We start from the raw sequence: 19,324 nt of genomic DNA on the forward strand, positions 1-19,324 counted from the left end.
GCGGGGGCAGAAACCGACCTTGACAGGGTAAGGCCAGGCAAGGAGCATGGAACCGAACGATCGGTCGGTAGGGAGGGCTGGGAGCCGAGATGCCGGAGACGATCACCGAAAGAGGCAGCCGGTCCGGAGCCGCGCCGGGCTCCGCACCGCGTACGGGCGCGGGGGCGCCCGGAGCCGCGCCGCAGGCCGAGGCCGCGTTCGAGGCGAAGATCGCCGCGGACGAGCGCATCGAGCCGCGCGACTGGATGCCCGACGCCTACCGCAGGACGCTCGTGCGCCAGATCGCCCAGCACGCCCACTCCGAGATCATCGGCATGCAGCCGGAGGCGAACTGGCTGACCCGCGCCCCCTCGCTGCGCCGCAAGGCGATCCTGCTGGCCAAGGTGCAGGACGAGGCGGGCCACGGCCTGTATCTCTACAGCGCCGCCGAGACCCTGGGCACCGGCCGGGACGAGCTGCTGGACAAGCTGCACGCGGGCCGCCAGAAGTACTCCTCGATCTTCAACTATCCGACGCTCACCTGGGCCGACGTCGGCGCCATCGGCTGGCTCGTGGACGGCGCCGCGATCATCAACCAGGTGCCGCTGTGCCGCTGCTCCTACGGGCCGTACGCGCGCGCGATGGTCCGCATCTGCAAGGAGGAGTCCTTCCACCAGCGCCAGGGGTACGAGCTGCTGCACACCCTCGCGCACGGCACGCCCGAGCAGCACGCGATGGCGCAGGACGCCGTCGACCGCTGGTGGTGGCCGTCGCTGATGATGTTCGGCCCGCCCGACGACGAGTCGGCGCACTCGGCGCAGTCCATGGCCTGGAAGATCAAGCGGCACTCGAACGACGAGCTGCGCCAGCGCTTCGTCGACATCTGCGTGCCGCAGGCCGAGATCCTGGGCCTGACGCTCCCGGACCCCGACCTCAAGTGGAACGAGGAGCGGGGGCAGCACGACTTCGGCGCCATCGACTGGGCGGAGTTCAAGGAGGTGCTCCGGGGGAACGGGCCGTGCAACGAGGAGCGGATCGGCCGCCGGCGCCGGGCGCACGAGGACGGCGCGTGGGTGCGCGACGCCGCGGCGGCGTACGCCGCGAAGCGGACGCTCGAGGCCGCGGCGCCCGGGGAGGCCGCCGCGTGAGCGCCGCTGCCGCGGGCGCGGAGCGGGGCGCGGGCGCGGAGCGTACGGGCGGCGAGGAGGCCCGGACCGGCGGCCCGGGTGCCGCGGCCGGGGACTGGCCGCTGTGGGAGGTGTTCGTGCGCAGCAGGCGCGGCCTGTCGCACGTGCACGCCGGCTCGCTGCACGCCCCGGACGCCGCCATGGCCCTGCGCAACGCCCGCGATCTCTACACCCGGCGCCAGGAGGGTGTCTCGGTGTGGGTCGTGCCGTCCGCGGCGGTCACGGCCTCCTCGCCCGACGAGAAGGACCCGTTCTTCGCGCCCGCCGCCGACAAGCCGTACCGCCACCCCACGTTCTACGAGCTGCCGGAGGGGGTGCGGAACCTGTGAGCGCCGCCCCGGACCGGACCGCTCCCGCGGGGAGCGCCGCCGACCCGGCCGCGGCGGCGGCGCTGGCACTGGGGGACGACGCGCTCGTGCTCTCCCACCGGCTCGCGGAGTGGACCGGCCACGCGCCGGTCCTGGAGGAGGAGGTCGCCCTCGCGAACATCGCGCTCGACCTGCTCGGCCAGGCGCGCACGCTGCTGTCCCTCGTCGGCGACGAGGACGAGCTGGCGTTCCTCCGCGAGGAACGCGCCTTCCGCAACGTCCAGTTGGTCGAGCAGCCGAACGGCGACTTCGCGCACACGATCGCCCGCCAGTTGTACTTCTCCGTCTACCAGGAGCTGCTGTACGGGCAGGTGGCCGCGGGCGACGGGTCCTCGCCGCTGGCGCCGCTCGCGGCGAAGGCGGTCAAGGAGGTCGCGTACCACCGCGACCACGCCGAGCAGTGGACCCTGCGCCTCGGCGACGGCACCGAGACCTCGCACGCCCGGATACGCGCCGGCCTGGACGCCCTCTGGCGGTACACGGGCGAGCTGTTCCGGCCCGTCGACGGGCTGGCGGTGGACTGGGCCGGGCTGGAGGCGGCGTGGCTGGAGACCGTGGGCGGCGTGCTGGAGCGCGCCACGCTCGCGCTGCCCGAGGGCCCGCGCGGCACGGTCTGGTCGGCCGGCGCCGGCCGCGAGGGCGTGCACACGGAGCCGTTCGGGCGGATGCTCGCGGAGATGCAGCACCTGCACCGCAGCCACCCGGGGGCGTCATGGTGACGGACCCGGACCCGGACTCGGCCCTCGCCGCGGACCCGTCGGCGCGGACGCCGTTGGAGGAGTGGCTGCGGGAGCTGGCCGGCGGCGTGCCGGACCCGGAGCTGCCGATGCTGACGCTCGCCGAGCTGGGCGTCGTCCGCGGAGTGCGCACGACCGGGGCGGCGGCGGTGGAGGTCGAGCTGACCCCGACGTACACGGGATGCCCGGCCGTGGAGTCCATGGCCGAGGACATCGAGCGGGTGCTGCGCGAGCGCGGCGGGATGGCGGAGGTGCGGGTACGGCGCGTGCTGGCGCCGCCGTGGACGACGGACGACATCACCCCCGAAGGCCGCCGCAAGCTCGCGGAGTCGGGCATCGCCCCGCCCCGTACGACCCGCGGCACCGGCCCGGTCCCGGTCACCCTGAGCCCCCGCCGCACCCCGGCGACGACGTCGCCCGGAGCCGAGGACGCCGCCGCCGACCGAGCCGCGGACCCGACCACACCGCCCGCCACCGCACCCGCCAGCCCGACCCGGCCGTCCGTCACCGTCGCCCCCGAACCCGCCGAGCCCCCCGAACCCGCCGCGCCCGCCGCAGGCGGTCCCGTGCGCTGTCCCCGCTGCGGCTCCGCCGAGACCGCGCTGCTGTCGCCGTTCTCCTCCACCGCGTGCAAGGCCCTGCGCCGCTGCACCGCCTGCCTGGAGCCCTTCGACCACTTCAAGGAGCTGACGTGACCTCCGCCGCCGCACCCCGGGGGCACGCCGTCTTCCACGACCTCAAGGTCGCCGACATCCGCCGGCTCACCGACGACGCCGTCGCCGTCACCTTCGCCGTGCCGCCCGAGCTGCGCGCCGCGTACGGCTTCCGCGCCGGGCAGCACGTCGCCCTGCGGATCCCCACCGGCACCGACGGCGGCGCCAGCGACCGTCGGACGTACTCGATCTGCTCCCCCGAGGACCCCGGGCCCGCCGAGCTCACCGTCGGCGTCCGCGAGGTCGCCGACGGCGCCTGCTCGCCGTACGTCAACAGGCGGCTCGCGCCGGGGGAGACCCTGCCGGTGCTCACCCCCGCCGGCCGCTTCGGGCTGCGCGGCGCCGCCGTCCCCGGCGGGCGCTACGGCGCGGTGGTCGGCGGCAGCGGCATCACGCCCGTGCTGTCGATCGCCGCGACCCTCCTCGGCCGCGACCCGCGGGCCCGCTTCTGCCTCGTGCGCAGCGACCGGTCCACCGACTCCGCGATGTTCCTGGAGGAGGTCGCCGACCTCAAGGACCGCTATCCCGACCGGCTGCAGGTGGTGCAGTCGCTCAGTCGCGAGGAGCAGCAGGCCGGGCTGCCCGCCGGGCGGCTGGACGCGGCGCGGCTGGCGGAGCTGCTGCCCGCACTTCTGCCGGTGGCGGACGTCGAGGGCTGGTTCCTGTGCGGGCCCTTCGGCCTCATCCAGCAGGCGGAGCGCGGGCTGCGCGCCCTCGGCGTGCCCCGCCGCCGGATCCACGAGGAGATCTTCCACGTCGACGACGCGCCGGCCCCCGAGCCCGCCGGCCCCTCGCCCGAGCACAGCACGCTGACCGCCACCCTCGCCGGCCGCTCCGGCAGTTGGCCGCTGCGCCCGGGCGAGAAGCTCCTCGACGCGGTGCTGCGGGCCCGCCCGGACGCCCCGTACGCCTGCAAGGGCGGCGTCTGCGGTACGTGCCGGGCGTTCCTGGTCCGCGGCAAGGTCCGGATGGACCGCAGCTACGCGCTGGAGCCGGACGAGCTGGCCGCCGGGTACGTGCTGGCCTGCCAGTCGCACCCGGTGACGGAGCAGGTGGAGCTGGACTTCGACCGCTGACCCGGGGCGGGCCGCCGCGGGGTCAGAGCACGTGCCCCTCCGCGCCCTTGTCGTCCACGACCGGCCGCCCGGCGGCGGCCCACGCCTCCATGCCCCCGGCGACGTTGGCGGCGTCCATCCCCTGCTGCACGAGGTACATCGCCACCTGCGCCGAGCGCCCGCCGGAGCGGCAGATCACGTTGATCCGGGCGTCCTGCGGCGCCGCCTCGGTCACCTCGCCGTAGCGCGCGGCGAACTGGCTCATCGGGACGTGCAGGGCGCCCTCGGCGTGGCCGGCCTGCCACTCGTCGTCCTCGCGGACGTCCAGCAGGAAGTCGGCCTCCGCCAGCTCGTCGACCGCGACCGTGGGTACGTGACCAAAGCTCATGCCCCCGACGCTACCGGACCGCCGCCCGGGCGCCGTGGGCGGCGCCGCCGGTGCCCGCCTCAGCCGCGGGCCAGCTCCGCGAGCGTCGCTTCCTTCTCCGCCACCCGCGCCAGCAGCTCCTCGGCGATCTCCTCCAGCAGCCGGTCGGGGTCGTCGGGCGCCAGCTTCAGCATCTGCCCGATGGCGCCCTCCTCCAACTGCTTCGCGACCGACACCAGCAGCTCCTTGCGCTGCGCCAGCCACTCCAGCCGCGCGTACAGCTCCTCGGCGCGGCTGCGCCGGGGCTCCTCGGGCGCGGGCCCGGCCTCCCACTCCGCCTTGAGCGCGATCAGCGCCTCGACGTCCCCCGAGGCGTACGCGGTGTTGACGCGGGCGATGAACGCGCTGCGCCGGTCCGACTCGTGCGCGTCCTGGGCGAGGTCGGGGTGGGCCATGCGGGCCAGTTCGCGGTAGAGCCGGCGGGCCTCCTCGCTCGGCCGCACCCGCGGCGGCGGCGACACCGGCCGGCCGGTGAGCATGTCGGCGGCCTCCGGCGAGAGCCCGTCGGAGTCGAGCCAGCCGCCGAACAGCTCCTCGACGCCGGGCATCGGCATCACCAGCGCCCGCGCCTCGTCGGCCCGGCGCTTGTCCTCCGGGTCGCCGGTCTGCTCGGCCCGGGCCTCGGCGATGAGGGCGTCCAGCTCGTCGAGGCGGCTGTACATGGGGCCGAGGCGCTGGTGGTGCAGGCGGGAGAAGTTGTCGACCTCGATACGGAACGTCTCGACGGCCACCTCGAACTCGATGAGCGCCTGCTCGGCGGCCCGTACGGCACGCTCCAGCCGCTCGGCGCCGGTGTCGGCGTCCGTCGCGCCCGCGGGGTGCTCACCGCCGTCGGCGGACCCGTCGGCGCGCGCGTGCCGGTCATCGGGAGGCGTCTGCTCGTCGGGTTCCGCGGGTTCCGTCACCCCGCCAGCGTACGGGGTGGCCCGCGGGGCGGGAGGGCCGGTTCCGCGTGGATCCGCAGGGATCCGCACGGGATCCGCAGGGAGGGGCCCGCCACATGCGGAACCCGCGGGCCCGAGGGCCCGCGGGTCCACCGCCTCAGGAAGCCGTTACCGGCTGAGACCTTGCTTCAGTGGTGCTCAGTGGTGCCGCAGTCGGTGACTCAGACATTGACGCCGAAGTCCTGCGCGATGCCGCGCAGCCCCGAGGCGTAGCCCTGGCCCACGGCACGGAACTTCCACTCGGCCCCGTTGCGGTACAGCTCGCCGAAGACCATGGCGGTCTCGGTCGAGGCGTCCTCGCTGAGGTCGTAGCGGGCGATCTCGTTGTTGTCGGCCTGGTTGACGACGCGGATGAACGCGTTGCGCACCTGGCCGAAGCTCTGCTGGCGGCTCTCCGCCTCGTAGATCGACACCGGGAAGCTGATCTTCTCGATCTCGGCGGGCACGCCCGCGAGGTTCACCTTCACCTGCTCGTCGTCACCCTCGCCCTCACCGGTGAGGTTGTCACCGGTGTGCTCGACGGAGCCGTCGGGGCTCTTGAGGTTGTTGAAGAAGATGAAGTGCTGGTCCGAGAGGACCTTCCCGTCGGCGCCGAGCAGCAGAGCGCTGGCGTCGAGGTCGAAGTCCGAGCCGGTGGTGGTGCGCACGTCCCAGCCGAGACCGACGATGACGGCCGTGAGACCCGGCGCCTCCTTCGTCAGCGAGACGTTTCCACCCTTAGCGAGGCTGACACCCATGACTTACCCTGCCCCAATCCGGCGCGGGCCGCGCCGCTTGACGAACATTGCTGGGCCCGGCCGACCGCGGCACCCATCGGTGCAACGAGCACCCCGGGACCCCGGTTCCCGCCAGCGTACGGCGACGAATCGGACCTCGTGCCCTCGGGTCTACCACCTTCGCCGATCGCCCCGGAACCCCCCGGGCGGCGCGTTACGCCGTCCGGGCGTTTCACGTGAAACCAGACCCGGGCCGCCCTCCGGCGGCCCACCGGTCCCCGCCAGCGTACGGCGACGAAACGACGGAAGGTGCCCGGTCCGGTGATCTGCGTCCCCGGGGTCGGGCACCTTCCGTCGGTGCTTCCGTGTGCGCGAGGGGGGAGTTGAACCCCCACGTCCTTTCGGACACTGGAACCTGAATCCAGCGCGTCTGCCTATTCCGCCACCCGCGCAAAGGGTGTGCCGTGCGCGGCCACAGGCCCGCCCCGGCGTCGTGCTGACGTCAGGAAGCCTAGCACGCAGTTCGGACCCGAATCACATCCGATTTGCCCGCACCCCGGCCGCTCGGGGCCGGTGGTGCGGGACACTGGGAGGAGCCGCCCGTACCATCCCAGTGGACGCCTGGGCGGACGGTGGCGGAGCAGAGCCGGACGGCCGGCCGGAGGTCGGCCGTACAGGTGCGAGAGGGGTGTGAGAGAGGACACCGCGTACCGGCGGTGGGGACCGGGAACCACTCCATTCCCCCGCGCGTGGATACGATCAGCGTGCAGTTTCGAGCAGCATGTTCGAGGGCCCGGCGGGAAAGGCCCGTAGGAGAGGAGGTGCCCCGTGGGAGTACTCAAGCGCTTCGAGCAGCGTCTGGAGGGTCTCGTCAACGGCACCTTCGCCAAGGTGTTCAAGTCCGAGGTGCAGCCGGTGGAGATCGCCGGCGCCCTGCAGCGCGAGTGCGACAACAACGCCACCATCTGGAACCGTGAGCGTACGGTCGTGCCCAACGACTTCATCGTGGAGCTGAGCGCGCCCGACTACGACCGGCTCGCTCCCTACTCCGGCCAGCTCGGCGAGGAGCTGGCCGCCATGGTCCGCGACTACGCGCAGCAGCAGCGCTACACCTTCATGGGCCCCATAAAGGTGCATCTGGAGAAGGCGGAGGACCTCGACACCGGCCTCTACCGGATCCGCAGCCGCACCCTGGCCGGCAGCCACTCCCAGGCGCCCGCGCGGGGCCGGCCCGGCGGCGCGCCCGCCGCGCCCCCCGGACCGCCCGCCCCCGCGGGACCCGGGAGCTACGGCTCGCAGCCGAGCGACTACGCCGCCTACGGCCGCCCCCCGCAGCACCAGCCGCCGCCGATGCCCGCGGCCCCGCCGCCCGGGCCGCCCGGCGTCCCCCCCGCGGGCGGCGCGCGCCGGCTGCGCCACTGGCTGGAGATCAACGGCGTACGTCACCAGATGACCAGGCAGTCGCTGGTCCTCGGGCGCAGCACGGAAGCGGACGTACGGATCGACGACCCCGGCGTCTCGCGCCGGCACGCGGAGATCCGTACCTTCGACGGCGGCGCGTTCGTGCAGGATCTCGGGTCCACGAACGGCATCGTGGTGGACGACCAGCACACCCAGCGCGCTACGCTCCGCGACGGCTCACGCATCCGCGTGGGCAGTACCACCGTCCTCTACCGGCAAGCCGAAGGGTGAAGCGGGGCCGATGTCAGAGCTGACCCTGACGGTCATGCGGCTGGGTTTCCTCGCCGTACTGTGGCTGTTCGTCATCGTCGCCGTACAGGTCATCCGCAGCGACCTGTTCGGCACCCGGGTCACCCGGCGGGCCGCGGCCGTCCAGGACCGCCCGTCGTCCCGGCCCCAGCCGCCGCCGCAGGAGGCCCGGGGCGGCCGCCGCGGGGGCCGGGCCCAGCGCGGGGCGCCGACCAAACTCGTGGTCACCGAGGGGTCGCTCACCGGCACGACCGTCACCCTGCAGGGGCAGACCATCACCCTGGGACGGGCCCACGATTCGACAATCGTGCTGGACGACGACTACGCCTCCTCGCGGCATGCCAGGATCTACCCGGACCGTGACGGGCGCTGGATCGTGGAGGACCTCGGTTCCACCAACGGCACCTACCTCGACCGGACCCGGCTCACCACGCCGGTGCCGATCCCGCCCGGCGCACCGATCCGGATCGGCAAGACCGTCATCGAGCTGCGGAAGTAGAAGACCATGACCGGAGGGCGGGCACCATGCGGATGTACCCGGAGCCGACCGGCGAGGTGCGCATGAGCCTCTCTCTGCGCTTCGCCGCCGGGTCGCACGAGGGCATGATCCGTGACCACAACGAGGACTCCGGCTACGCCGGCCCCCGGCTGCTCGCCATCGCCGACGGCATGGGCGGCCAGGCCGCCGGCGAGGTCGCCAGCTCCGAGGTCATCTCCGTCATGGTCGCCCTGGACGAGGACGTCCCCGGCTCCGACCTGCTCACCGCGCTCGGCACCACCGTGGAGCACGCCAACGACCGGCTGCGCCGCATGGTCGAGGACGACCCGCGCCTGGAGGGCATGGGCACCACGCTCACGGCCCTGCTGTGGACGGGCCAGCGCCTGGGCCTGGTACACGTCGGCGACTCCCGCGCGTACCTGCTGCGCGACGGCGCGCTGACGCAGATCACCAAGGACCACACCTGGGTGCAGCGGCTCGTCGACGAGAACCGCATCACCGAGGAGGAGGCCACCACCCACCCGCAGCGCTCGCTGCTGATGCGCGCGCTGGGCAGCGGCGACCAGGTCGAGCCCGACCTGTCCATCCGCGAGGTGCGCGCCGGCGACCGCTACCTGGTCTGCTCCGACGGCCTGTCCTCCGTGGTCAGCCACGAGACGATGGAGAACACCCTCGCCGGCTACGCCGGGCCGCAGGAGACCGTGCAGGAGCTGATCGAGCTCGCGCTGCGCGGCGGCGGCCCGGACAACATCACCGTCATCATTGCCGACGTCCTGGACGCCGCCGACGACGACACCATGGCCGGCCGGCTCAACGACGCGCCCCTGGTCGTCGGCGCCGTCGCCGAGAACCAGCACCAGATCGACACCGCCGGCATGCAGACACCGGCCGCCCGCGCCGCGGGCCTCGGCCGGCCCACGCCGCCGCAGGCCGGCGGCTTCGGCCCGGCGGAGGACGGCGTCGACCCGTACGGGCTCTCGTACAACGACGAGGACTTCATCAAGGCCCCGCCCCGCTTCAAGTGGCTCAAGCGCGGGCTGCTGCTCGCCGTGGTCCTCGGCGGGCTGGGGTTCGGCGGCTACAAGGCGTACGACTGGACGCAGTCGCAGTACTACGTGGGCACCAAGGACGACCACGTCGCCGTGTACCAGGGCATCGACCAGAAGCTGGCCTGGATGAGCCTGTCCTCGGTCCACCAGGACCACCCGGACATCGAGCTGAAGTACCTCCCGACCTACCAGCAGAAGCGCGTCGAGGACAACATCGCCGAGGAGAGCCTCGGCGACGCCCAGGCGAAGGTCGCCGACCTGCAGGAGCAGGCCGACGTCTGCCGTACGGTCGCGGAGACCGAGGCCGCCGACGACCGCGCGCAGGAGGAGGAGCGGCGGCAGCAGGAGCAGGAGAAGCAGAACCCCGACGGGCAGGACCCCGGCAAGCAGGGCGACGACCCCGGCGCGGCGGGGGACGAGAAGCCCGAGACGCCGACGCCCGGAGCCTCGTTGACCGAGGAAGAGCAGAAACTGGCGAGGCAGTGTCCGAAGCAATAACCCGTTGGGGGGCGGACCGTACATGAGCAGCAGCCACACCAGCACCATCAGCTCGGTGGCCGCGCCCAGCCGGCGCAACACCGAGCTGGCGATGCTCGTCTTCGCCGTGCTGATCCCGGTCTTCGCGTACGTCAACGTGGGCCTGGCCAAGGAGGACTCGGTCCCCGCCGGCGTCCTCGGCTACGCGGCGGGGCTCGGCTGTCTGGCCGCCGTCGCGCACCTGGTGGTGCGGAAGTTCGCCCCGTACTCCGACCCGCTGCTGCTGCCGATCGCCACGCTCCTCAACGGCCTGGGCCTGGTGCTGATCTGGCGCCTCGACCAGGAGCCGTCGCTGACCACCGACGCGCTCGGCGGCCCGATGGCGCCCGGCCAGCTCATGTGGTCCGCGGTCGGCGTCGGGCTCTTCGTCGTCGTGCTGCTCTTCCTCAAGGACCACCGGGTCCTGCAGCGGTACACGTACATCTCCATGGCCGCGGCGCTGGCCCTGCTGATCATGCCGATGGTGCCCGGCCTGGGCGCCGAGGTGAACGGCGCCCGCATCTGGGTCAGCATCCCGGGCCTCGGCTCGCTGCAGCCCGGCGAGTTCGCGAAGATCGTCATCGCGGTCTTCTTCGCCGGCTACCTCATGGTCAAGCGGGACGCCCTGGCCCTGGCCAGCCGCCGCTTCATGGGCCTGTACCTGCCGCGCGGCCGCGACCTCGGCCCGATCCTGGTGATCTGGGGTCTCAGCCTGATGATCCTGGTCTTCGAGACCGACCTCGGCACCTCGCTGCTCTTCTTCGGCCTGTTCGTGATCATGCTCTACGTGGCCACGGAGCGCACGAGCTGGATCGTCTTCGGCCTGCTGCTGTCCGCGCTCGGCGCGGTCAGCGTGGCCTCCGTCAACAGCCACATCGGCGACCGCGTCGACAACTGGCTCGACCCGCTGGCGCGCAGCCCGATCAACGACGGCGTGACCGAGACCGCCCAGGCGATGTACTCCTTCGGCTCCGGCGGCCTCTTCGGCGCCGGCCTCGGCCAGGGCTACTCCCGCCTCATCGGCGGCATCGCCACCAAGAGCGACTACATCCTGGCCACGGTCGGCGAGGAGCTGGGCCTGACCGGCCTCATGGCGATCGTGGTCCTCTACGGACTCCTCATCGAACGCGGCATGCGCACGGCCCTCGCGGCCCGCGACCCGTTCGGCAAGCTGCTCGCGGTGGGCCTGTCCGGGGCGTTCGCCCTGCAGTGCTTCGTCGTCGCCGGCGGCGTCACCGCGCTCATCCCGCTGACCGGTATGACGATGCCGTTCCTCGCCCAGGGAGGCTCCTCGGTCATCGCCAACTGGGCCCTGATAGCGATCCTGCTGCGCATCAGCGACACCGCACGCAGGCCCGCGCCGGCGCCCGCGCCGTCACCCGACGCCGAGATGACCCAGGTGGTACGCACATGAACAAGCCGCTCCGCCGCGTCGCCGTCTTCTGCGGCCTGCTGGTGATAGCCCTGCTGGTCCGGGTCAACTGGATCCAGTTCGTCGAGGCCGACGAGCTGCGCACCCACGAGGACAACCGGCGTGTGGCCATCGAGCGCTACGCCCACCCCCGCGGCAACATCATCGTCGGCGACAAGGCCATCACGGGCTCGACCGAGACCTCGGGCAGCGACTTCAAGTACAAGCGCACCTACAAGGACGGCCCCCTCTGGGCCCCCGTCACGGGCTACGCCTCCCAGGCGTTCGGCGCCAACCAGTTGGAGGCGCTCAACGACGGCATCCTCACCGGCAACGACGACCGGCTGTTCTTCAACCGCACGATCGACATGATCACCGGCAAGGACAAGAAGGGCGGCAACGTCGTCACCACGCTCGACGCGAACGTGCAGCAGGCCGCGTTCGAGGGCCTGGGCGACCGCAAGGGCGCCGTCGCCGCCATCGACCCGAAGACCGGCGCCATCCTCGGCCTGGCCACCAGCCCCAGTTACGACCCGTCCTCGTTCGCCGGCAACTCCACCGAGGACGCCAAGAACTGGAAGTCGCTCAACGAGGACAAGGACAAGCCGATGCTCAACCGGGCGCTGCGCGAGACGTACCCGCCCGGCTCCACCTTCAAGGTCGTCACCGCCGCGGCGGCGCTGGAGAGCGGCGAGTACGACATGGACGAGCCGACCGGCGCCCCCGAGACGTACAAGCTGCCGCTGTCGACCAACACCCTGGGCAACGAGGTCACGGGCGTGTGCGAGGACGCCACCCTGCGCGAGGCGCTGCAGTGGTCCTGCAACTCCGTCTACGCGATGATCAGCGACAAGATCGGCAACGAGGGCATGATCGACATGTCGGAGAAGTTCGGCTTCGGCAACCCCGAGCTGGACACCCCGGTCCGCGCCGCCGAGAGCGTCTACCCGGAGATGGACCGCCCGCAGAACGCCATGGGCGGCATCGGCCAGGCGTCCAACCGCGCGACGCCGCTGCAGATGGCGATGGTCGCCTCGGCCGTCGCCAACGACGGCGAGCTGATGAAGCCGTACATGGTCGAGAAGCTGGTCGCGCCGAACCTCAACGACATCGAGGTGACGCAGTCGGAGACGCTCAGCGAGCCGCTGTCCGGGGAGAACGCGCAGAAGATGCAGCAGATGATGGAGACCGTGGTCAACGAGGGCACGGGCTCCAACGCCAGGATCGACGGGGCCACGGTCGGCGGCAAGACGGGTACCGCGCAGCACGGCATCGACAACCGTGACCTGCCGTACGCCTGGTTCATCTCGTACGCCAAGGACCCCGACACCGACAAGCAGATCGCCGTCGCCGTCGTCGTCGAGGACGCGAGCGCGAACCGCGACGACATCTCCGGCGGCGGCGTCGCGGCGCCGATCGCCAAGAGCGTCATGGAAGCCGGGCTGGAGCGGTAGGCAGCTCCAGCCCGGCTTCGGGCCGGAACGAAGGGGCGAGGAGTGGAGCAGCGGGGGTGTCACCCGGGGGGAGTGCCGGGAAAGTGACCGCATGAGGGGAACCGCGGAGCGGGTCCGCGGCGTCACCCGATAGCGGTCGGATACCGGTCGGATATCGGCTGACGGTCCGGCCCGAACGGTGTCATCCGCGCCCGGTACGGTATGCCGAGCAGCACGAGCCGGACACCCCGTGCCGACGCGCCACTTCGGCACGGGAGCAGGAACGGAAGAGGGCTGGGAGAAAGCTATGGAAGAGCCGCGTCGCCTCGGCGGGCGGTACGAGCTGGGCCAGGTGCTCGGCCGCGGCGGCATGGCCGAGGTGTACCTCGCCCACGACACCCGCCTCGGCCGTACGGTCGCGGTCAAGACACTGCGCGCCGACATGGCCCGCGACCCCTCGTTCCAGGCCCGCTTCCGCCGCGAGGCCCAGTCCGCCGCGTCCCTGAACCACCCCGCCATCGTCGCCGTCTACGACACCGGCGAGGACTACATCGACGGCGTCTCCATCCCGTACATCGTGATGGAGTACGTCGACGGCTCCACGCTGCGCGAGCTGCTGCACTCCGGGCGCAAGCTGCTGCCCGAGCGGACGCTGGAGATGTGCACCGGCATCCTCCAGGCCCTGGAGTACTCGCACCGCAGCGGCATCGTCCACCGCGACATCAAGCCGGCGAACGTCATGCTGACGCGCACCGGCCAGGTCAAGGTCATGGACTTCGGCATCGCCCGCGCGATGGGCGACTCCGGCATGACGATGACGCAGACCGCCGCGGTCATCGGCACCGCGCAGTACCTCTCCCCCGAGCAGGCCAAGGGCGAGCAGGTCGACGCGCGCTCGGACCTGTACTCGACGGGCTGCCTGCTGTACGAGCTGTTGACCGGCCGGCCGCCGTTCGTCGGCGACTCCCCGGTGGCGGTGGCGTACCAGCACGTGCGCGAGGAGGCGCAGCCGCCGAGCACGTTCGACCCCGAGGTCACGCCCGAGATGGACGCCATCGTGATGAAGGCGCTCGTCAAGGACCCGGACTACCGGTACCAGAGCGCCGACGAGATGCGCGCCGACATCGACGCCGCGCTGGAGGGCCTGCCCGTCGCCGCGACCGCCGCGATGGGCGCCGCCGGCTTCCCCGGCGACACCCCGACCACCGCGATGGCCCCGCAGAACGGCTACGGCACCACGATGCTGCCGCCCGCGCGGGACGACGACGGCGGCATGGGCTACGACGACCGCGGCCCGGGCCGCCGCCGGCAGCAGAAGCGCAGCGGCGCCACGTCAACGGTGCTGCTGATCCTCGCCGGCATCCTGGTCCTCGTCGGCGCCATCTTCATCGGCAAGTCCATCTTCGGCGACCAGGGAGCCGACCCGGTCGAGGTGCCGGACGTCGTCGGCGAGAGGTTCGCGGACGCCCAGAACGACATGAGCAACCTCAAGCTCACCCTGACCAAGGAGGGCGAGGAGCGCTGCGACCAGCCCAAGGGCACGGTGTGCAGCACCAACCCCGCGGCCGGCGAGGAGGTCGAGCGCGGCGAGACCGTCAGCGCGGTCGTCTCCAAGGGCTCGGGCGCGGAGAAGGTCACCGTCCCGGACGTCGAGGGCCTGAGCGCCGACGAGGCCGAGGACACCCTGCGGGAGGCGGGCTTCGACGTCGACCAGGAGGAGCAGGAGTCGAGCGAGCCGGAGGGCGAGGTCCTGGACCAGGACCCGTCGGGCGACAGCAAGGCCGCGAAGGGCTCCCTCGTCACCCTCACCGTCGCCGTCGCGCCGGAGGAGACCGAGCCGGCGGTGATCAACGTCCCGAAGGTCGACGGCCTGGCGTACGAGGACGCGAAGGCGACCCTGGAGGGCCAGGGCTTCGTGGTCCAGCGCACGGACCAGCAGACGGCGGACGCCGCCCCGGAGACGGTCATCGCGCAGACCCCGGAGGCCGGCACGGCGGCCTCGGAGGGCGACACGGTCACCCTGACGGTGGCCACGGAGCTGGAAGCGCTGACGGTGCCGTCGGACCTGGTCAACAAGACCGTCGCGGACGCGAAGGCGCAGTTGGAGGGCATGGGCCTGGTCGTCGGGTTCCTGCCGGGCGCCCCCTCGGACGACGCCGCGATCGTCGTCGCGCACGACCCGGCGCCGGGGACCGAGGTGCAGCCGGGCGACACCGTGAACCTGGTCACACGGCCGGGCGAGGAGGACTAGGAGCTGTCCCGGGCCGGCTCCCGGCCGCGCGGATCACCGCGATGCGAGCGCCCCCGCCGAGCGGGTAGGCTGGGGGCCGCTTCGGGGCCTTAGCTCAGTTGGTAGAGCGCTGTCTTTGCATGGCAGATGTCAGGAGTTCGACTCTCCTAGGCTCCACACCCTTCGGCAGAGCCCCGCGGGGCCGGTTTCTCCCGGCCCCTCGGGGCTCTCGCCGGTTCTCGTACGGGACGGGCGCTCAGCGGTCGTTCTCGCGTTCGTCGTACGCGCGGCCCGTGTCCGTCGCTTCGCCCGCCTCCGAGCGGGCCGTGCCGCCGCCCTCGGCGTCCATGTCCGAGGCCGCCTGCCGGGCCTGGGCGTCCGGGTCCTGGCCGGCGTCGGCGCGGTCGATGCGGGTCTCGCGGTCCATGTACTCGGTGTCGTCGACGATCCGCGTGGTGGAGGCGTCGGTGCCGGGTTCGGTGGCGTCCGTGGGTTCGACCATCCAGTCCGGGTTGACCTGGCGGTCCCACCAGCGCCAGGCGACGAGCGCCCCGGCGCCGAGGGCGCCGGCGACGACGGTGCCCTTGGCCGTACGGCCGACGACCTCGCGGCGGTGCCGCTTGCGCGCCAGTTCGTCGATCTCCGCCGGGCTCACCTCGCCCTTCAGCGCCGACAGCGCCGCGGTGCCGCGGGCGGCGGCCTGCCGGGTCGCGGGGCCCGCGGCTGCCTTCGTCGCGACCGCCGCGGCCTTCGTCGCCGCGGCGGCGCCCACGATGCGGGGGGCGGCGTACGCCGCCGCGTCGCGCGCCCGGCGGGCCGCGTCGGCGGCGGTCCTGTCCAGTTCGCCGGGCACCGCCCGGCGCACCTTCCGTACCCGGGGCTCCAGGTGGGCGCAGTACGCCACCTGGGCGCTCGTCGCCAGGTCGGAGACCTTCGGGCCGAAGCGCTCGCGCGCCTCATGCGCCATGTGGGCGCACTGGTTCCGGGCGGAGGCGGCGTACGGGGCCATCGCCTCGGCCGCCTGCTGCACGCTGTGCTTCGCCGTGTCAGTGGCCGTGCGCGCGCCGTTCTTGCGAGTCACGGAACTCTCCTTCGTACGGGACGGGTTTCACTGTGCGCCTGTTCACCTGCGTTCAGATCATGCCCGGATTCGCCCAGGCCGGCATGTTCTGTTACATCCACAACCCGGCGGGAGGCTGGGGATCGCCCAGGCGGGCGTGCGAGGATCGGGGGACGCAAATGAATCCGTAAGGAAGGCACATCGTGGCCGAGCAGCTCTACGCCACCCTGAAGACGAACCACGGCGACATCGAGGTGAAGCTCCTGCCGAACCACGCGCCGAAGACGGTGCAGAACTTCGTCGGACTCGCCACCGGCGAGCGCGAGTGGACCCACCCGGCGACCGGCCAGGTGTCCCACGAGCGGCTGTACGACGGCACCGTGTTCCACCGCGTCATCAGCGGTTTCATGATCCAGGGCGGTGACCCGCTGGGCAACGGCACCGGCGGCCCCGGCTACGAGTTCGGTGACGAGTTCCACCCGGACCTGGCCTTCGACCGCCCGTACCTGCTGGCGATGGCGAACGCGGGACCCGGCACCAACGGCTCGCAGTTCTTCATCACCGTGGCGCCGACCGCCTGGCTGACCGGCAAGCACACCATCTTCGGCGAGGTCGCCGACGAGGCCGGCAAGAAGGTCGTCGACGAGATCGCGGCCGTCCGGACGAAGCGGGCCGACCGCCCCGAGAAGGACGTGGTCATCGAGTCCGTGGAGATCACACGGCGCTGACCCCGGGAACCTGAGCGCCCCGCCCGTCGTACCACCTGCAGTGGGGCGACGGGCGGGAACCGCAGGGCGGGGCGGGCGGGAGAAGCAGCGCGGGGCGGGCGGGAGAAGCAGCGCGGGGCGGGCGAGAACCAGAGGGGACGCGGGTAGCTGATGGACCAGGCACCGGGAGGCGGCGCGGAGAAGCCGGCGGGGGAGAGCGGGCTGCCCGGCTGCTACCGGCACCCGGACCGCGAGACCGGCGTGCGCTGCGTGCGCTGCGACCGGCCCATCTGCCCGGAGTGCATGATAAGTGCGTCGGTCGGCTTCCAGTGCCCCGAGTGCGTCCGCGGCGGCTCGGGTACGGGCCACGCGCCGAACGCCGCCGCGCCCCGCACGCTCGCGGGCGGCGTCACGGCGTCCGACCCGCGCCTCATCACCAAGATCATCCTCGGCCTCAACCTCGCGGTCTTCCTCGCCGTGCTCTCCGGCGGCGAGCGGGTCAGCGACCCGATGCTGCTCGTCGGGCAGGCCGTCTTCTCCTTCGGCGGGCCGGTCGAGGGCGTCGCCGAGGGCCAGTGGTACCGGCTGCTGAGCTCCGTCTTCCTGCACGAGGAAGTCGCCCACATCGCGCTGAACATGCTGGCGCTGTGGTTCCTCGGGCCGCCGCTGGAGGCCGCACTCGGCCGGCTGCGGTTCGTCACGCTCTATCTGCTCTCCGGCCTCGGCGGCAGCGCGCTGTTCTATCTGGTCGCCGCGCCCAACGACGCCGCGCTCGGCGCCTCCGGCGCCATCTTCGGCCTCTTCGGCGCCACCGCGGTGCTGATGCGCCGGATGAACTACGACATGCGGCCCGTGCTGGTGCTGCTGGCGATCAACCTGGTCTTCACCTTCACCTGGTCGGGCATCGCCTGGCAGGGCCACCTCGGCGGGCTGGCGATCGGCACGGCCGTCGCGTACGGGTTCGTGCACGCGCCCCGCGAGAAGCGGATCGCGGTGCAGCGGGCGGTGGCCTCGGCGGCGCTGCTGGCGATCGTCGCGGTGGTCGTGATCCGCACCCTGCAACTGACCTAGCGGGCGACGTAACCTGCGGGCCCGGGCCGCGTTGAGAGGTGTGGGGCAAGCAGCCACGCCCGAAGTTGTCCACAGGCTGTCAGCGATCCTGTGCGTACTGTGGAGACAGCCGTTCGATTTCGAACATCCCTGCGTTTTCCTTGGCAGGCCGCGGAATCACCGCTGGTCCAGACGGTGTACCGCGGTCGGACCGGCGTCAACGCCACTGGGGTTATCCACAGATCTTCTGCTTTCTGCACAGCTGTGGATGACCTGTGGATAACTCTGCCCACGGCGGGCCGCAGCCGGCCCGGAAGGTGCCTGGCGGCTACTTCCACTGCGTGGAGACGACGAACCCCGCGAGGATGAAGCCGAAGCCGACCACGATGTTCCAGTTGCCGATCGCGTCGAGCGGCAGGTCTCCCGTGGTGACGTAGAACACCACGATCCAGGCGAGCCCGATGACGAACAACGCCAGCATCAACGGCGCCACCCAGCTCCTGCCGGAGCCGGACAGCTTGAACTCACCCGACTTCGCCGGCGGCGGGGTGAAGTCGGCCTTCTTACGGATCCGTGACTTCGGCACGAGAGACTCTCCTGTCGACGCTGCGGTTGCGGGCCTGCCGGGGAGGCCCCGAGCCGCGGGGGCGGCTCCTGCCCCGGGCGTGTCCGTTAGCGTAGTCCTTCCACGGGGGGTAAGGAGACAAGGGTACGGTGACCAATTCCGCACGGCGGCCCCGTATCAGGCCCGCACGGCTGTTCACCTTCGCCGCCTTCGGCCTCGCCGGGCTGATCTTCTGGACGAGCTTCAACACCGCGCAGGGCACCAACCTGCGCACCGACGACTCCATGCTCCGCCTCACGGACCTCATCTACGAGCGCGACCGGGCCAACCAGCGCCTCGACGGCGGCAACGCCTCCCTCCGCGAGGACGTCGACTCCCTCGCCGAGCGCGACCACGGCGCCGGCACCGCCCCCGGCAGGGAACTCCGGGAGGCGGAGGCCGCGGCCGGGGCCGCCCGGGTCGACGGCGCCGGGCTCACGGTGACCCTCACCGACGCCCCGCCGGACGCCACCGCGCTCATCCCCGGCGTGCCGGACCCCACGCCGGACACCCTGGTCGTGCACCAGCAGGACCTCCAGGCCGTCGTCAACGCCCTGTGGGCGGGCGGCGCGGAGGGCATCCGGGTCATGGACCAGCGGCTGATCTCCACCAGCGCGGTGCGCTGCGTCGGCAACACCCTGATCCTGCAGGGCAGGGTGTACTCGCCCCCGTACAAGATCACCGCCGTGGGCGACCGGCAGGACCTCCAGGCCGCCCTGGACGCCGAGCCCGCGGTGCAGAACTATCTGCGCTACGTGGAGGCGTACGGCCTCGGCTACGAGGTCGACCCGCACGACTCGGTGTCGCTGCCCGGCTACTCCGGCACCGTCGACCTGCACCACGCCCGGCCCGTGGAGTGACCCCTCCCACGTGCCCCCGGCCGGTGGCGCGTGGGAAGCCCGCCGCTTCGCGGGGCACGGGTCGTTAGT

The 19,324-nt window shown here is 72.4% G+C and carries 19 protein-coding genes and 2 tRNA genes; 15 read left to right on the plus strand and 6 right to left on the minus strand.

The window, feature by feature from the left end; translation table 11 throughout:
• Positions 1-89: 89 nt before the first annotated feature.
• The 5 genes from paaA to O7599_RS19525 all read left to right on the plus strand — a co-directional run bounded on the left by paaA (position 90) and on the right by O7599_RS19525 (position 4,060).
• Positions 90-1,127, plus strand: a complete 1,038-nt coding sequence (gene paaA / locus O7599_RS19505; RefSeq protein WP_281616891.1) for a 1,2-phenylacetyl-CoA epoxidase subunit PaaA — start codon at positions 90-92, stop codon at positions 1,125-1,127.
• Positions 1,128-1,228: 101 nt separating this feature from the next.
• Entirely contained in the window at positions 1,229-1,495 is a 267-nt protein-coding gene (gene paaB / locus O7599_RS19510; RefSeq protein WP_047020129.1) for a 1,2-phenylacetyl-CoA epoxidase subunit PaaB, read from the plus strand.
• A complete protein-coding gene (gene paaC, locus O7599_RS19515; RefSeq protein WP_281616893.1) occupies positions 1,492-2,253 on the plus strand; it encodes a 1,2-phenylacetyl-CoA epoxidase subunit PaaC in 762 nt (253 codons plus the stop codon). Before paaB ends, paaC begins: the two co-directional genes overlap by 4 nt.
• Complete coding sequence (gene paaD, locus O7599_RS19520) at positions 2,247-2,966, plus strand: 1,2-phenylacetyl-CoA epoxidase subunit PaaD (RefSeq protein ID WP_281616894.1); 720 nt, start codon at positions 2,247-2,249, stop codon at positions 2,964-2,966. The genes paaC and paaD overlap by 7 nt, the downstream gene beginning before the upstream one ends.
• Entirely contained in the window at positions 2,963-4,060 is a 1,098-nt protein-coding gene (locus O7599_RS19525; RefSeq protein ID WP_281616895.1) for a 2Fe-2S iron-sulfur cluster-binding protein, read from the plus strand. Before paaD ends, O7599_RS19525 begins: the two co-directional genes overlap by 4 nt.
• A gap of 22 nt (positions 4,061-4,082) precedes the next feature.
• Here O7599_RS19525 and O7599_RS19530 read toward each other — a convergent pair whose 3' ends face one another.
• From O7599_RS19530 to O7599_RS19545, 4 genes are all read right to left on the minus strand, one after another.
• On the minus strand, positions 4,083-4,427 hold the full coding sequence (locus O7599_RS19530) for a rhodanese-like domain-containing protein (protein ID WP_281616896.1): 345 nt from the start codon (positions 4,425-4,427) through the stop codon (positions 4,083-4,085).
• 59 nt (positions 4,428-4,486) lie between these two features.
• Entirely contained in the window at positions 4,487-5,371 is an 885-nt protein-coding gene (locus tag O7599_RS19535) for a hypothetical protein (protein ID WP_281616897.1), read from the minus strand.
• 200 nt (positions 5,372-5,571) lie between these two features.
• Entirely contained in the window at positions 5,572-6,147 is a 576-nt protein-coding gene (locus tag O7599_RS19540; RefSeq protein ID WP_018840686.1) for a TerD family protein, read from the minus strand.
• 347 nt (positions 6,148-6,494) lie between these two features.
• A tRNA-Leu gene (locus O7599_RS19545) sits at positions 6,495-6,578 on the minus strand.
• 376 nt (positions 6,579-6,954) lie between these two features.
• Here O7599_RS19545 and O7599_RS19550 point away from each other — a divergent pair.
• The 7 genes from O7599_RS19550 to O7599_RS19580 all read left to right on the plus strand — a co-directional run bounded on the left by O7599_RS19550 (position 6,955) and on the right by O7599_RS19580 (position 15,151).
• Positions 6,955-7,818 (plus strand): DUF3662 and FHA domain-containing protein, encoded by an 864-nt coding sequence (locus O7599_RS19550; protein ID WP_281616898.1) that lies wholly within the window; start codon positions 6,955-6,957, stop codon positions 7,816-7,818.
• A gap of 10 nt (positions 7,819-7,828) precedes the next feature.
• On the plus strand, positions 7,829-8,335 hold the full coding sequence (locus tag O7599_RS19555; protein ID WP_281616899.1) for an FHA domain-containing protein: 507 nt from the start codon (positions 7,829-7,831) through the stop codon (positions 8,333-8,335).
• Positions 8,336-8,361: 26 nt separating this feature from the next.
• A complete protein-coding gene (locus tag O7599_RS19560) occupies positions 8,362-9,882 on the plus strand; it encodes a PP2C family serine/threonine-protein phosphatase (RefSeq protein ID WP_281616900.1) in 1,521 nt (506 codons plus the stop codon).
• A 22-nt stretch (positions 9,883-9,904) separates the two neighbouring features.
• Complete coding sequence (locus O7599_RS19565) at positions 9,905-11,314, plus strand: FtsW/RodA/SpoVE family cell cycle protein (protein WP_281616901.1); 1,410 nt, start codon at positions 9,905-9,907, stop codon at positions 11,312-11,314.
• On the plus strand, positions 11,311-12,765 hold the full coding sequence (locus O7599_RS19570; protein ID WP_281616902.1) for a penicillin-binding transpeptidase domain-containing protein: 1,455 nt from the start codon (positions 11,311-11,313) through the stop codon (positions 12,763-12,765). Before O7599_RS19565 ends, O7599_RS19570 begins: the two co-directional genes overlap by 4 nt.
• A 286-nt stretch (positions 12,766-13,051) precedes the next feature.
• Entirely contained in the window at positions 13,052-14,995 is a 1,944-nt protein-coding gene (gene pknB, locus O7599_RS19575; RefSeq protein WP_281616903.1) for a Stk1 family PASTA domain-containing Ser/Thr kinase, read from the plus strand.
• Positions 14,996-15,078: 83 nt separating this feature from the next.
• Positions 15,079-15,151: transfer RNA gene (locus O7599_RS19580), tRNA-Ala, on the plus strand.
• A 79-nt stretch (positions 15,152-15,230) separates the two neighbouring features.
• Here O7599_RS19580 and O7599_RS19585 read toward each other — a convergent pair.
• A complete protein-coding gene (locus O7599_RS19585) occupies positions 15,231-16,055 on the minus strand; it encodes a DUF5324 family protein (protein WP_281616904.1) in 825 nt (274 codons plus the stop codon).
• Between the two features lie 182 nt (positions 16,056-16,237).
• Here O7599_RS19585 and O7599_RS19590 point away from each other — a divergent pair, with 182 nt between their 5' ends.
• Positions 16,238-16,762, plus strand: a complete 525-nt coding sequence (locus O7599_RS19590; RefSeq protein WP_047016820.1) for a peptidylprolyl isomerase — start codon at positions 16,238-16,240, stop codon at positions 16,760-16,762.
• Between the two features lie 150 nt (positions 16,763-16,912).
• Positions 16,913-17,812: a rhomboid family intramembrane serine protease gene (locus O7599_RS19595; RefSeq protein ID WP_281616905.1), complete on the plus strand. Its 900-nt coding sequence runs from the start codon at positions 16,913-16,915 to the stop codon at positions 17,810-17,812.
• A gap of 307 nt (positions 17,813-18,119) precedes the next feature.
• Here O7599_RS19595 and crgA read toward each other — a convergent pair whose 3' ends face one another.
• A complete protein-coding gene (crgA, locus tag O7599_RS19600; RefSeq protein WP_281616906.1) occupies positions 18,120-18,377 on the minus strand; it encodes a cell division protein CrgA in 258 nt (85 codons plus the stop codon).
• A gap of 128 nt (positions 18,378-18,505) precedes the next feature.
• Between crgA and O7599_RS19605 the strand changes: the two genes are divergently transcribed.
• Positions 18,506-19,255: a DUF881 domain-containing protein gene (locus O7599_RS19605; protein WP_281616907.1), complete on the plus strand. Its 750-nt coding sequence runs from the start codon at positions 18,506-18,508 to the stop codon at positions 19,253-19,255.
• Positions 19,256-19,324 lie beyond the last annotated feature (69 nt).

It is taken from the genome of Streptomyces sp. WMMC500 (assembly GCF_027497195.1).
Classification (GTDB): domain Bacteria; phylum Actinomycetota; class Actinomycetes; order Streptomycetales; family Streptomycetaceae; genus Streptomyces.

Bases quoted from the DNA above. Each gene is read 5' to 3' on its own strand.
- pknB (WP_281616903.1), top strand. From the start codon at position 13,052: ATGGAAGAGCCGCGTCGCCTCGGCGGGCGGTACGAGCTGGGCCAGGTG.
- O7599_RS19560 (WP_281616900.1), top strand. From the start codon at position 8,362: ATGCGGATGTACCCGGAGCCGACCGGCGAGGTGCGCATGAGCCTCTCT.
- paaA (WP_281616891.1), top strand. From the start codon at position 90: ATGCCGGAGACGATCACCGAAAGAGGCAGCCGGTCCGGAGCCGCGCCG.
- O7599_RS19540 (WP_018840686.1), bottom strand. From the start codon at position 6,147: ATGGGTGTCAGCCTCGCTAAGGGTGGAAACGTCTCGCTGACGAAGGAG.
- O7599_RS19570 (WP_281616902.1), top strand. From the start codon at position 11,311: ATGAACAAGCCGCTCCGCCGCGTCGCCGTCTTCTGCGGCCTGCTGGTG.
- O7599_RS19555 (WP_281616899.1), top strand. From the start codon at position 7,829: ATGTCAGAGCTGACCCTGACGGTCATGCGGCTGGGTTTCCTCGCCGTA.
- O7599_RS19595 (WP_281616905.1), top strand. From the start codon at position 16,913: ATGGACCAGGCACCGGGAGGCGGCGCGGAGAAGCCGGCGGGGGAGAGC.
- O7599_RS19530 (WP_281616896.1), bottom strand. From the start codon at position 4,427: ATGAGCTTTGGTCACGTACCCACGGTCGCGGTCGACGAGCTGGCGGAG.
- O7599_RS19565 (WP_281616901.1), top strand. From the start codon at position 9,905: ATGAGCAGCAGCCACACCAGCACCATCAGCTCGGTGGCCGCGCCCAGC.
- paaD (WP_281616894.1), top strand. From the start codon at position 2,247: ATGGTGACGGACCCGGACCCGGACTCGGCCCTCGCCGCGGACCCGTCG.